Source organism: Paenibacillus sp. EB106-04-04-XG159 (genome assembly GCF_058791835.1).
On record NZ_JBYTDY010000016.1, the window covers coordinates 49,589 to 63,096 of the forward strand.

The window sequence follows — 13,508 nt, forward strand, 5'->3', positions numbered from 1 at the left end:
GTTCACCTCAACATCCACTATTAACTCTTGCTGTCCATTATAACGTATTGCCGCAATGGATGGGCGGATTGGTTGAATATTACTTCGCCTCGTACCAGTTCGTGCCAACACTCACATCCGCTTTGAGCGGAACAGCCAGCGTGAGCGCCTGCTCCATCACTTCCGGCACGAGCCGCTTCATCTGTTCTACTTCATCCGCAGGGACCTCAAACACCAATTCATCGTGTACCTGCAGCAGCATACGGCTCTTCAAGTTCAGTTCCTTCAGCTTCGCATCCATTTTCACCATGGCAAGCTTGATTATATCCGCTGCTGTGCCTTGAATCGGCGTGTTCATCGCCGTACGTTCGGCGAAGGAACGCAGATTGAAGTTGGACGCCGTGATCTCCGGCAAGTAGCGTCTGCGCTCGAGCAGCGTCTTGACGAAGCCGTCGTGACGCGCCTGCTTCACGATATCGTCCATAAACTTCCGCACCCCTTGGAACGCGGCAAAGTACTGCTCGATAAACTGCGCCGCATCCTTGCGCGTAATGTTCAGGTTCTGCGACAAGCCATAATCGCTGATTCCATAAACGATACCGAAGTTGACGGCCTTCGCTTGGCGGCGCATGTTGCTGTCTACCTGAGAAGCCTCCACACCGAATACGTCCATCGCCGTCTTCGTATGGATGTCCATATCGTGCAGGAACGCTTCCTTCAGATTCGTATCATCCGAGATATGAGCAAGCACGCGCAGCTCGATCTGGGAATAGTCAGCCGCTACGATGCTCCAATCTGCTTCAGTCGGAACGAATGCCTGTCGAATCAGACGACCTTCTTCCAAGCGAATCGGAATATTCTGCAGATTCGGAAATTGCGAGCTTAAACGGCCGGTCGCCGCAATCGTTTGTCTATAATAAGTATGGATTCGCCCTGTATCCTTGCGAATCTCCTTCAGTAAGCCTTCAATATAGGTAGACTGCAGCTTCGACATCGTGCGGTAATGGAGAATGAGCGGAATAATGTCATGATACGGCTCCAGCTTCTCCAGCACTTCAGCATCAGTCGAATATCCAGTCTTCGTTTTCTTGACTACCGGCAACCCGAGCTTATCGAATAGAATCTCGCCCAATTGCTTCGGTGAGCCGATGTTGAATTCAGTTCCTGCCAGCTCATAGATACGGGTCATCGTCTGCTCGATCTGCGCGGAGTACTGCTCACCGAGCTTCTCTAAGCTGGAAGCATCCACCCGAATGCCCGTCTTCTCCATGTGCGCCAGAATAGCAGACAGCGGTAGCTCGAGCTCATAGTACAGCTTGCTCATCTCGAAGCGCTCTAGATCGTGCTTCATCAGCGGAAGCAGCTGCTTCAACGTATGAGCTTTACGCGCAGCGTGACGCGCGACGACGGCGGGCTCCGGCACACGGAACTTAGCTCCCTTGCCATATACATCTTCGTCCGATTGCAGAGCAGGAAGCTCATATTTAGCGGCTAGCGATTGCACCGTCGCATTCGCATCGCTTGGATCAAGCACATAAGCAGCCAGCTGCACGTCAAAATGTGTACCCTCGTACGTGATACCCATCCAGTGTAGAATAAGCTCTGTTCCATGCAGATCAAAGCCAACTTTACGAATCCCAGAATCTCCGAACCATTCTCGAACCGGCTTAGCCTGATCGCTTAGTAACACATCTTGATCTATATAATAATAAGACTGTTCCGAAGCGAGAACGACTCCGATAAAGTCCGCTGTATGCGGGTTCTCACCATGCGACTCCAGCACGACCGTATCCAGATTAGGCAGCTCCTCTAACAATTGTGCCAGATTATCCTGCGTCACAAGAACAGGCTCAATCTCAAGCATAAGAGAAGCTTCCTCCTGTACGCCTTCACTCGAACCTGTGGACTTGTCCGCAAGCTTCTCGAATCGTTCCACGACCGACTTGAATTCGAGCCTGCGCAGCATCGGCAGCGCCGTGTCGGTCTGAATACCGTGGAACGCCATCTGCTCTCGCTCCACTTCGATCGGAACCTCACGGTAGATCGTCGCCAGCTGCTTGCTCATGCGGGCATCATCGGCATGATTCTGGATGTTCTCCTTCATCTTGCCCTTCAGTTCCTCCACATGCTCCAATACGCTTTCAACTGATCCGTACTGGTGCAGCAGCTTAAGCGCCGTCTTCTCGCCAACACCTGGAACACCCGGGATGTTGTCGGAGGTATCCCCCATTAAGCCCTTCAGATCAATGATCTGGAGCGGCTTCAGCTGGTATTTCTCTTCGATCGCCGCAGGGTCGTACTTCTCGATCTCGGTCACGCCCTTGCGTGTCAATACGACCGTAACGTTATCTGATGCTAATTGGAGCATGTCCTTATCTCCAGACACGACGAGCATCGGCTTGCCTTCCTCATCCGCCATGCGCGTCAATGTGCCGATAATATCATCCGCTTCATAGCCGCTCAATTCGAACTGTGCAATACCGACAGCTTGCAGCATCTCCTTCATGAGCGGAAACTGCTCGGACAGCTCTGAAGGCGTCTTCGAGCGACCGCCCTTATAATCCTTATAATCACCATGGCGGAACGTAATCTTTCCCGCATCGAATGCGACGAGGATATGCGTCGGCTTCTCTTCTTCCAACAGCTTCAACAGCATAGTGGTGAATCCGTAAACAGCATTTGTATGTAAACCTTGGGAGTTGGTCAGCGGCGGCATCGCATAGAATGCGCGGTTCGCAATACTATTACCGTCGATAACGATCCATTTTTCCATATATACAAGCACCTCAATCCATTCTCTTGTACTTCATGATAGCATAGCCCACCCCTATTGTGAAAATCTCCGTACACAAAAAATCCGAACAGCACTGCGGCTATCCGGATTCTTAACGCAATATCGATTAACTGTTTAGGTCAGGTCTTTCATTCGTTACTAAGTATACGACGCTCTCGCCAATATTCGTCGCATGGTCTGCGATTCGCTCGATGTAGCGGCCGACAAAAGTCAGGTTCATCGCCTGTGAAGCATTATGCGGATTCTCTACGACATAAGTCAGCAATTCGCGGAAGATTTGTCCGTACAATTGGTCAACGAGGTCATCATCTTTCGCCATCTTATAAGCAAGATCAACATTTTCCGTCGTGTAGGCTTTGATGGACTCTTGGACCATCTTCTGCACAATTTCCGCCATCCGCGGTATATCAATGAGCGGCTTCATCAACGGCTGACCGTTCATGCGCACAACCACCTTGGAGATATCGATAGACAAATCCCCCATACGCTCCAGATCATTTGAGATACGGAATGCTACTATAATGCGTCGCAGGTCCTTCGCTACAGGCTGCTGTTTCAGGATCAGGCGTGAGCCGATATCCATAATTTTATTTTCCAACTCATTGAGCTCCACGTCTTCCGCAATAATCACTTTCGCGCGCTCAACATCGCCTGTCTTCAAGCAATCGATGGACTCGGATAGAGCTCGTTCTACTCGCACACCCATCTCTTCAAGCAGTTCTTTCAATTCATCCAAACCCAAGTCAAACTCTTTACGTCTAATCACAGTACACACTCTCTCCCCTCAAGGTTCTGGCACTATTGAGTATGAGACAATTCGGTTCATCGGGTTATCCGAATCGTCCTGTAATGTAGTCCTCTGTTCGCTTGTCACGCGGATTGGAGAACAGAGACTCTGTTTCTTGATATTCTACAACTTCACCGTTAAGGAAGAATACCGTCTGATCCGATACACGCGCTGCCTGCTGCATATTGTGCGTTACCATAACAATTGTATACTTATCCTTCAATTCTTGCACTAACTCTTCGATCTTTAAGGTCGAGATCGGGTCAAGCGCGGAGGTCGCTTCGTCCATGAGCAATACTTCGGGGTTAACCGCTAAAGCGCGAGCAATACATAGACGCTGCTGTTGACCGCCGGACAGACCGAACGCGGAACGCTTCAGGAAGTCCTTTACCTCATCCCACAATACCGCTTGGCGCAAGCTTTGCTCCACGATCTCGTCAAGAGTTGCCTTATTGCGGATACCGTGCAGGCGAGGTCCGTACGCTACATTATCGTAGATCGACTTCGGAAATGGATTCGCTTGCTGGAATACCATCCCTACCTTCTTCCGCAATGTTTCGACGTCAACCTCGTTGCTGTATATATCCGTTCCACCTATAGCTACAAGACCGTCGATTCGTGTTCCGATGATCATATCATTCATGCGGTTCAACGTGCGAAGCAAAGTCGATTTACCACAGCCTGAGGGGCCGATAAAGGCGGTGACCGCCTTCTCCGGGATCGTCAGCTTCACGTTCTTCAGCGCGTGATACGTACCGTAGTATAGGTTTAGATTTTCGATATTTATTAATGTATTAGTGGCGGTAGCAGTAGACATACGCTCGTCTCCTTATATGTTTTTCTGGTATTTATTACGAATGATAATCGCTGAAATATTCATTAGGACAAGGAATACCAACAGGACAATAATACCGGCCGCCGCCAACTCCTGGAACGCAAGCTGCGGACGAGATACCCAGTTAAAGATCTGGATCGGCATAACGGTAAATTGGTCCATAATGCTTTCGGGCAAGAATGCCACGAACGTCAGCGCACCAATCATAACAAGCGGCGCAGTTTCACCGATCGCACGGGAGAGAGCCAAGATCACACCTGTCAATATACCGGAAATAGATGATGGCAGCACTGAACGCGATACCGTCTGCCATTTGGTAGCACCTAACGCAAAGGACGCATCGCGTCTTGATCTCGGAACCGCGCGAATCGCTTCCTGAGACGATACGATAATAATCGGCAGTACGAGCAGCGTCATCGTGAGTGACCCGGACAACAGGCTGCGGCCAAAACCGAATGTGCGAACGAAGATCGTTAAGCCCAAGATGCCATATACGATAGAAGGGACACCTGCCAATGTACCGATATTCAATTGAATGAAGCGTGTCAATGCATTTTTCTTCGCATATTCTTCTAAATAAATGGCCGCTCCGACCCCGAGCACGAACGACAGCGGAGCCATGATCAGCACCATATAGATCGAGCCGACGATGGCCGATTTCATCCCAGCCTTAGAAGCAATTCGCGAAGGATAGTTCGTGAATAATTCTATATCCAGCCGAGATAAGCCATCCATCATAATATCGATCAGAAGCGCCATCAGTGCGATTATACCAATTGAAGTCGCTACGATGAAGGTAAGGTGCAGCACCAGATCTATCTTGCGCCGATTGCTAATTTGTTTGCGATTCGCATCTTGAAATATAGACATGTGCTAGTACTCCTCCCTGAACCGTCTTGCGACATACTGAGCCAATATGTTCAGCAGGAACGTGATGATGAACAGCAGCATCCCAACTGCGTATATCGTACCGTATTCAATAGAACCATGCGGTATATCGCCCATGCTGACCTGTACAATATAACCCGTCATCGTTTGGATACTTTCCAATGGATTAAGTGTCAGGTTCGGAGTTGAACCAGCCGCTACCGCAACGATCATCGTTTCGCCAATTGCACGCGAGAAAGCCAACACGACGGAAGATACAATACCAGAGAATGCTGCCGGCACAACGATCTTCAATGCTACTTCAAAGCGTGTCGCGCCTAATGCATAGGCTCCATGACGCAAGGATTTAGGTACTGCAGACATCGCATCTTCACTTAGTGACGAGATCATCGGAATAATCATAATACCCATAACAAGACCCGCACTGAGCGCGTTAAATACCCCCATAGACGGGAATATCTCTTTCAAGAGCGGTGTTACAAAAGTTAGCGCGAAGTAACCATATACGATAGTTGGGATTCCTGCTAACACTTCTAACACAGGCTTGACGATCTTGCGCACGCGTGTAGGCGCATATTCACTCAGATAGATAGCGCTCGCCAAACCAATTGGCACCGCCACGATAATGGAGATGATGGTAACGAGAAACGTGCCGCTCAACAACGGCAGAATACCGAATGATTTCGGCTCAATGATTGGACTCCATGTCGTACCAAACAGAAATTCTCCGATAGGAACTACCTTGAAGAAGTTAATCGTTTCTGTTAATAAGGTGTACACGATGCCGATCGTCGTCAAGATGGAGATGGCTGCGCACATAAACAGCAGGACAGGAATCACTTTATCCGACAGATGTGTTCGCGAGTTCTTAAACGACATCTTGCCGTCCTTCTGTGTTGTTTGATCATGCATAGATGGTACCTCACTTTGCATCTTTTACAATTCGTTAACATTATATTGATGAAAATGTGATGTCCCATTCAGTGGATTACCATCGAGACATCACATCTTCGTTTTGTATGATGCTGAAGCGTTAACCGCGCTTCGTCCGCACGATTACTGGATCAATTTCAATTGCTCATCATATTTCTCTTGTGGAAGTGCTACATAACCTACATCTTGAAGCACGCTGCCTACATTTGTGAGGTAGAATTCAACAAATGCTTTTACTTCAGGCTTTTCAAGATACGCTTTATTTACATAGACGTATAGCGGACGGGACAGTGGCGAGTAGCTGTTGTCCTTGATTGTATCGAAGGATGGCGATACAGTTGCCGTACCATTGTCGATTGGAACGAGCTTCAACTTATCTTTGTTCTCTTCATAGAAGTTATAGCCGAAGTATCCAATCGATGTCTTGTCGCCTGCTACACCTTGAACAATTGCGTTTGTATCGGAAGCAAATGAGATTTGCGTGTCATTGCGCATTTCTTTGGCTTTGCCGTTAATTTCTTCTGTGAAGTATTCGAATGTACCATGGTCAGCGCCAGGAGAGTAGATCTTGATCTCTTCTGCAGGCCATCCTGCGCGAACGTCCGCCCATGTCTTCACTGTCGAGCCAGGACCGTAGATCTTATTCAACTCTTCAAGTGTAAGCTTATCTACAAAGTCATTATCCTTGTTTACCACGACGGTTAGGCCGTCATAAGCAACTTCAAGCTCCAATACATCAATTCCGTTTGCTTTTGCTGCTGCTAATTCTTCTTCTTTAATTGGACGGGATGCGTTGGACATCGCTGTCTCACCTTTTGTGAAACGCTTGAATCCTCCGCCTGTTCCGGAAGTACCTACCGAAACGCGAACATCTTTATTTGCGATGCTGAATTCTTCAGCCATTGCTTCTGTAATCGGGAACACGGTGCTTGAACCATCGATATCAATTGTACCAGACAATTTTTCTTCAGCTGCTGTTCCTGCATTTCCTGTACCTGCGGAACTCTCAGCTCCTGGAGTTTTGCCTGCTGCTGCATCTTCTTTTTTCTCTCCGCAAGCTGTCATTACAACGGTTAGCGCTGTAACAAGCGCAAGCATCATGATTCGTTTTCCCCACTTTTTCAAGTGAATTCACTCCCTTTTATAATTTCCTAGTTGACTGGTGTTTCTTGCTCTTTACAATTACAAGTTTATATCTCGTTTGTTAACGCTGTTTGTTCGGTTTGTAAACTCTATGTAAATTTTTCAGAGCGTTCCGAACGATTTTTCAGCTGCTGATGTGCTTCCTCGGCTGTTGTCGACATGCGCGACACGGTCTGATCCATATCAGCCATTCGTTCGCGATTGTCGGATATGGTGCGGAACAGCTGGTCAAATTGGTTCAGAGCTGTATCCAAGCCGTTAAATGCCGAGCTCGCTTCCTTAGCACACCATTCGCTGCCCTCTACCGTGTTCGCTAGTGATTCATACATCAACTTCAGTGTATCTTCAATCTGATCTGTTGCAGACTTGGTCAGCTTCGCAAGCTGACCTACTTCACTCGCTACGACCTGAAACCCTCGACCATACTCGCCAGCGCGAGCGGCCTCGATAGACGCGTTTAGTGCCAGCATGCGGCATTTATCGGACCAGCCGCGAATCACACTGACCGCATTGGCTACAGCAAGCGTATGCTCTCTCAATTCAAGTGTCCGATCCTTTTGTGACTCAATCTGCTTTACGACGTTGCCAAACGACAGGGACATTTGATCGAGTGCTTGCTTTCCTTTAAGCCTCTCCTCACTCATCTTGTCAGCATGTGCATAGCCTTCTGCCGCAGCGGATTGAACAAGTCCTGCTTCCTCGCGGATCGCGCTTAACGCGGACAAAGTCGATTCAACGACGGCATATTCCTTCATCACATGCTTGTCCCGAACCATCTTAGAAAGGGCATTCAATGACTTAGCTCCGATTATGCCGTACAATCTTCCTTGTCTCGTGACGATAACACTGTCGTACATCCGTTCTTCCGAACGAAGCGCCGCGCGGTCGAGCAGCATTGAGGTATCAATCCCATACTCCACTTGCAGCATTTCCGTTTCCATTAGACGAGTGATTGGCTTCTCATGAAACAGAGCGGGTGAGAATCGTTTGCTCATTGTTTCATAATATCGCTCTCTCATCACGATTCCCTGCGGGTATTCTCGCTCATCTACAACTACGAGACAGCGCAGACTCGGATCCCGAACAAATATCATTTCTGCTTCCTTCACCGATTGCTTCAGCATCATTCGCTGTGCTTTCTGGATGTGATACTCGTACTCCAGCCCGGATTCCAGATCAGTTCCCCGTTCAGATCCCAGTGCGAGTTCCGATACGGGAGCCAGCACGAGTTCCGACTTATCGCCATCCGCAAATTTAGCTTCCAACAATACGGTCAACAGCACCACTCCATCTCTACATATTGCCTTTATTAACTTGCCTTCATTCCCAATTTATCATTCGAATGTTAAGAGATGATTCTGTTCATGTTAATGATTTGTAAATGCAATAAAGGCAGAGTCTCCGATTGCTCGAATACTCTGCCTCTTTATTTAAACGTTTATTTTACTGGTGCTTCCAGCTTGTTTTCGATCGTTGCAGCACCTTGGACTCCCTGCATCCAGGTCGAGAACTTCTCGCTTACCTGCTGATCCACCATACTCTTGCGAATATCCTCTTTCTTCTCTTCGTAAGTTGGTGTCTTCGCTTCTTTCTTATCCGTCACTTTAATGATATGGTAGCCGAACTCCGTTTTAACCACGTCGCTAATTTCGCCAACCTTCAAATTAAATGCTGCTTCTTCAAATTCAGGAACCATGTCCCCACGTCCAAAATATCCTAAATCTCCACCGCTATCCTTGGAAGGGTCTTTGCTCTTCTCTTTTGCTAAAGTTGCAAAATCAGCACCGCCCTTTAGCTCTTTCAGAATCGCATCTGCCTCTTCCTTCGTGTCTACCAGAATATGAGATGCCTTCACCTGCTCTGGCGTATAGAACTGTTCCTTATTCTCGTCGTAAACTTTCTTGATGTCTTCATCTTTAATCGTAATGCTTGGCTCTAGAATCTTGGTAATCTTCATTTTTTTACCGATCTGATCCTTAAAATCGTCAACACTCATTCCGGCTTTCGCCAAAGTCATCGCGAATTGATCTTTAGAAGGGAACTTCGCAATATAGGTTTCAAGCTCTTTCTCTACCTCTTCGTCTGTAACCTGAACCCCTGCTTTAGCTGCTTCTTGGTCAATCAATTTATCACTAATCATATTGTTAAGCACTTGTTTACCTACAAGTTTAGTCATTTGATCATTAAGCTCTTGCTGTGAAATAGGTTCACCATTAACCATCGCAACTTCTTCTTTGCTGCTGGAAGGATTCATGATCAGCACAACGATAAGTGCTACAACAGCTACTGCTGTAATCCCCCAAGGCAGCACCTTCATGAAGCCATTTGGAGCTTGTCCAGCAGGTTTTACCTGATCCTGATCCTGCTCTTGTTCCGTTGGAACTAAATCACCCGTCGATTCTGCATCTTCAGGAAGCTGTACTTCCTCCGAGGTTTCTTGAGCAGCCTCTTCTTCTGCTTGTTCTGGTTCGTTCACTGCATCTTTGTCTTGCAGTTCGACGTCTGTTGTTTCTTCATTCAGAACCTTTTCTTCTTCATTCTGATTTTTTTGTTTCATTTCGTCTTGATTCGACATTTCTAACAGTTCCTCCCCTGTCTTGTGTACAAGCTATATTTATTACATACCTCTTGAACTATAGCAGATGTCAGCAGACTTCACCTTAATGTAAGCTTAATTACACTCTATTTCTGATATGTAAAATATGACATTTGGGTAGATCCATTTATTTCTTATGCCCAAAAATCGACATAAACATACAAAGGCTCTCTTCAAAGCTGTAATTCAGCAATGAAGAGAGCCTCTTATCCCATATTGTAGCAGGTCACGCAATTAATTCACTTTTTTGCTTACAATTAGCTTATAGCCTACGCCGCGGATGGAGTCGATCTGTACCGACTGTTGGTTCATCTCCAGCTTCTTGCGCAGCGAGCTAACGTGAACGTCGACCGTACGCTGCCCACCGATATAGTCGAATCCCCAGACAGCATTCATCAGATCATCCCGCGTCACAACCGTACCTGGGCGCTGCACTAGATAGAGCAGTACCTCGAATTCCTTCGGACGAAGCGGAATCTGCTCATTCAGCAGCGTAACTTCATACTTCTCGGGATATATCCGTACGTCGCCAATCGCAATCACTTTCTCGTCCTGATCTTTAACATACGGCAGATCAAGCGCATCAGATGATGAGCGTCTCAGCACTGCTCCTACTCGAGCTAATAGCTCCGCTACGCCAAACGGTTTCGTAATATAGTCGTCCGCTCCGCACTTCAAGCCTTGGACAACCTCATCTTCTCCGTTGCGCGCTGTGAGTATAATGACAGGCGTTCGCACCCCAGCTTGACGCAGCTTCGTCAATATTTCAAATCCGTTCATACCAGGCAGCATAATGTCCAATATGATCAGATCAAATGGTTGATGAAGCGCAGTCTCCAGACCCTTCGTACCATGATCCACAACGGTTACGTGATAGCCTTCTATTGTCAAATTATAAGATAACAAGCGAGCCAGCGTCAGCTCGTCCTCGACAACCAATACTTTTAATTCCGACATTCTTGCCTCCAGATTGACCGACTTACTCCAATGGATAGGAAGATAGATATTATTGCATGGTTATCTTAACACATCGTAAACTTGTCGACCATGCCTTTTTATGAAATTGCTCCATTCTTGTCCGAGAACTGCTGAATCTAGGAGGAATGCTCATGTTCCTGTAGAACCGGAAGTTTAATAGAGAATTTCGTACCTGCGCCAACTTCACTCTCCACTCGAATGATGCCGTGATGGCTTTCGACCAGATGCTTCACGATCGACAGCCCCAAGCCCGTTCCGCCGGAACTGCGGGAACGCCCCTTGTCTACCCGGTAGAATCGCTCAAAGATGCGCGGCAAATCCTTCTTCGGTATGCCAATGCCTGTATCTACAATATCGATCATGACATAATCATACTCACCGCCGCCTGCGCTGGAACTATGAAGCGGCAGAGCAGAAAGCCTCACCTTTCCGCCTTCCGGTGTATAATTGATCGCGTTCGTCAATAGGTTCAAGATGATTTGCCGCAAGCGATCCTCGTCTGCCTCCACGTACAGATCCGCTTCCACTTGCAATCGAATATCAATATGCTTCAAGCTCGCTTGTTTGCTGATCATTTCCACCGTCTGCTCGATAAAGCTAGGCAGGTGCACCGGCGAAAAGTAGAGCGGCACTCGCTTCGACTCGATCTTCGACAGCTCCAATATGTCGCCGATCAACCGATTCAGCCGTTCACTTTCATCATGAATGATCTGCAAGAATGATTTGGCTACTTCCGGTTCATTCATCGCCCCATTCATCAGCGTTTCGGTAAAGCCCTTAACCGCGGCAATAGGTGTCTTCAATTCATGAGATACGTTAGCGACGAATTGGCTTCTCATTCGTTCGAGTCGGCGGATATCGGTTACATCTTGCAGCAGGAGCAGTATGCCAGGCTCATCTTCCTCTGAATAGGATACAGGCACGATATTTACATCCAGTATTCGTTCTTCAGGATAATACACCGTCAATTCTTCATGCTTGTAATCCAGATGCTCCAGCACTTCTCTCGTCATGGCAGACAGCTCCAGCGGCAGCTGCACATCCGTATACTGCTTGCCGAGCCAGTCAACACCCTTGATGCCTAGCATCTGTTCCGCCTTGCTGTTGAATAGAACAATCTCGCCTTGATGGCTGATCATCACAATGGCATTAATCATATGCTCCAACACGGAGCGGAGCCTGCTCTCCTTCTCACGAATTTGCGACATCTGAATCTGCAGGCTCTCCGCCATTCCATTAATGGCTGACCCTAATTGCCCGATCTCGTCTGTTCCCGTCGTCTGAGTTCGTGCGCGATAGTCCATATGCGCAATACGCAATGCCACTTTCGTCATATTCTCGATCGGAAGCGTCAGACTGCGCGCAATCCGATAGCTGATGAACACTGCTATCACAAACAAGCCCGCTAACGTTAAGCCTAGATACATCCACATGTGAACCACGCTGGCCTCAATCGACTCTAGGCTGATGGCTAGCCGGACATAGCCATTGAAATGTTCAATCCCTTCGATTGGAGCGGCAACGTATAGCATATTACGTTTCAACGTATCACTGTATCGAATAACAGAACCTATCTTACCTTCGGAAGCTTCCTTGATCTCCTCGCGATTCAAGTGATTGTCCATCTGATCGGCTGCCGTCTCCGAGTCGCCTACCACTTTACCATCATCACGAACAAATGTAATCCGCGCCCCGGCTGCTTCATGCAGCTCCTTAGCCCAATCCGAATAGTATTGAATTTCTTCTTGTTCATTGTCGAAGGACTGCCACGGAAATGTCTTCTCCATCATCATGACTTCCCGCTCCATGTACTGCTCCAGCTGATCAATATGCGTATTTTTATAGGAATAAGCCATATAGATGCCTGCTAATAGTATAGATAAACCTATCAGCACTACAAATACGGTCGTTAATCGAGTGCGCAACCGGGTCATTTCCTTCTCTCCCGTTCTTAAATAATCTGTATAAGATGTAACATTTACATAAAAGCCTTCTCTTATCGTAACGATGTCCCATCAATTTGACTAGTACGCAGTTTGTGAAGCTTTTGTAAAGAGTCATTCTGCTAGGATTGGATAATGCAAGAGGGGCTGTCCCAAGTATGGGAAAGCCCCTTGTTTTTCGGCTCGCCGATGCGGTTGTGGCGTCTGAGACGTCATTTTTAGCGCCTCATCCCTTACATGAGCTGATTTTGGAGCTGAGATGCAGGTCTTTGACGCCTCATCTGAGATAGACTTTTCGACGATGGCGAGCTCAAGGTTATCCATTCCTGGTTCTACAGCTATTCGATAAAATCGATAACTATCTACAAGGGCCGGGAGCGGACATACGAGCCGCTATTTGCAGCAAACACCACTAATTCGCCATACTAACGGACCGTAGAGCCGTTATTTGACCTGAATTAGCAGTTTAGTGCAAGTTTTGAAGCAAATAGCGTCATCTGAGTCCGCTAACCTCCCAAAAACACCTCGAAATCATGAAACAGCGGCTCCTGTGTCCGTTTAGTCGGGCTATGCGGTCTTTATGATCATGCTGCCACGCTATGGTGCCACCCAATGATGCAATCAGCTTATCG

10 protein-coding genes are annotated in these 13,508 nt (G+C 47.6%); all 10 read right to left on the bottom strand.

What is annotated here, in order from left to right:
- Window positions 1-79: 79 nt before the first annotated feature.
- A complete protein-coding gene (gene polA / locus AC3WTP_RS18115; RefSeq protein ID WP_492396037.1) occupies window positions 80-2,752 on the bottom strand; it encodes a DNA polymerase I in 2,673 nt (890 codons plus the stop codon).
- 127 nt (window positions 2,753-2,879) lie between these two features.
- Window positions 2,880-3,539 (bottom strand): phosphate signaling complex protein PhoU, encoded by a 660-nt coding sequence (gene phoU / locus AC3WTP_RS18120; RefSeq protein ID WP_492396038.1) that lies wholly within the window; start codon window positions 3,537-3,539, stop codon window positions 2,880-2,882.
- A gap of 64 nt (window positions 3,540-3,603) precedes the next feature.
- Window positions 3,604-4,377 carry a phosphate ABC transporter ATP-binding protein PstB gene (pstB, locus tag AC3WTP_RS18125; protein WP_492396039.1) on the bottom strand — a complete coding sequence of 258 codons (774 nt, stop codon included), beginning with the start codon at window positions 4,375-4,377 and terminating at the stop codon, window positions 3,604-3,606.
- Between the two features lie 12 nt (window positions 4,378-4,389).
- Window positions 4,390-5,265: a phosphate ABC transporter permease PstA gene (gene pstA, locus AC3WTP_RS18130; protein WP_492396040.1), complete on the bottom strand. Its 876-nt coding sequence runs from the start codon at window positions 5,263-5,265 to the stop codon at window positions 4,390-4,392.
- A 3-nt stretch (window positions 5,266-5,268) separates the two neighbouring features.
- Window positions 5,269-6,195, bottom strand: coding sequence for a phosphate ABC transporter permease subunit PstC (gene pstC, locus AC3WTP_RS18135; RefSeq protein WP_492396041.1), 927 nt, complete (start codon window positions 6,193-6,195; stop codon window positions 5,269-5,271).
- Between the two features lie 144 nt (window positions 6,196-6,339).
- Complete coding sequence (locus AC3WTP_RS18140) at window positions 6,340-7,341, bottom strand: PstS family phosphate ABC transporter substrate-binding protein (protein ID WP_492396042.1); 1,002 nt, start codon at window positions 7,339-7,341, stop codon at window positions 6,340-6,342.
- 107 nt (window positions 7,342-7,448) lie between these two features.
- On the bottom strand, window positions 7,449-8,636 hold the full coding sequence (locus tag AC3WTP_RS18145) for a methyl-accepting chemotaxis protein (RefSeq protein ID WP_492396043.1): 1,188 nt from the start codon (window positions 8,634-8,636) through the stop codon (window positions 7,449-7,451).
- 161 nt (window positions 8,637-8,797) lie between these two features.
- Window positions 8,798-9,934, bottom strand: coding sequence for a foldase protein PrsA (locus AC3WTP_RS18150; RefSeq protein ID WP_492396044.1), 1,137 nt, complete (start codon window positions 9,932-9,934; stop codon window positions 8,798-8,800).
- A 255-nt stretch (window positions 9,935-10,189) separates the two neighbouring features.
- Entirely contained in the window at window positions 10,190-10,912 is a 723-nt protein-coding gene (locus AC3WTP_RS18155; protein WP_492396045.1) for a response regulator transcription factor, read from the bottom strand.
- 137 nt (window positions 10,913-11,049) lie between these two features.
- Window positions 11,050-12,867 (bottom strand): two-component system histidine kinase PnpS, encoded by a 1,818-nt coding sequence (pnpS, locus tag AC3WTP_RS18160; RefSeq protein ID WP_492396046.1) that lies wholly within the window; start codon window positions 12,865-12,867, stop codon window positions 11,050-11,052.
- Window positions 12,868-13,508 lie beyond the last annotated feature (641 nt).

What these genes read in the sequence shown, in the direction of transcription:
- polA (WP_492396037.1), bottom strand. Translation starts at nt 2,752, where the DNA reads ATGGAAAAATGGATCGTTATCGACGGTAATAGTATTGCGAACCGCGCA.
- pstB (WP_492396039.1), bottom strand. Translation starts at nt 4,377, where the DNA reads ATGTCTACTGCTACCGCCACTAATACATTAATAAATATCGAAAATCTA.
- pstA (WP_492396040.1), bottom strand. Translation starts at nt 5,265, where the DNA reads ATGTCTATATTTCAAGATGCGAATCGCAAACAAATTAGCAATCGGCGC.
- pstC (WP_492396041.1), bottom strand. Translation starts at nt 6,195, where the DNA reads ATGCATGATCAAACAACACAGAAGGACGGCAAGATGTCGTTTAAGAAC.
- AC3WTP_RS18150 (WP_492396044.1), bottom strand. Translation starts at nt 9,934, where the DNA reads ATGTCGAATCAAGACGAAATGAAACAAAAAAATCAGAATGAAGAAGAA.
- AC3WTP_RS18155 (WP_492396045.1), bottom strand. Translation starts at nt 10,912, where the DNA reads ATGTCGGAATTAAAAGTATTGGTTGTCGAGGACGAGCTGACGCTGGCT.
- pnpS (WP_492396046.1), bottom strand. Translation starts at nt 12,867, where the DNA reads ATGACCCGGTTGCGCACTCGATTAACGACCGTATTTGTAGTGCTGATA.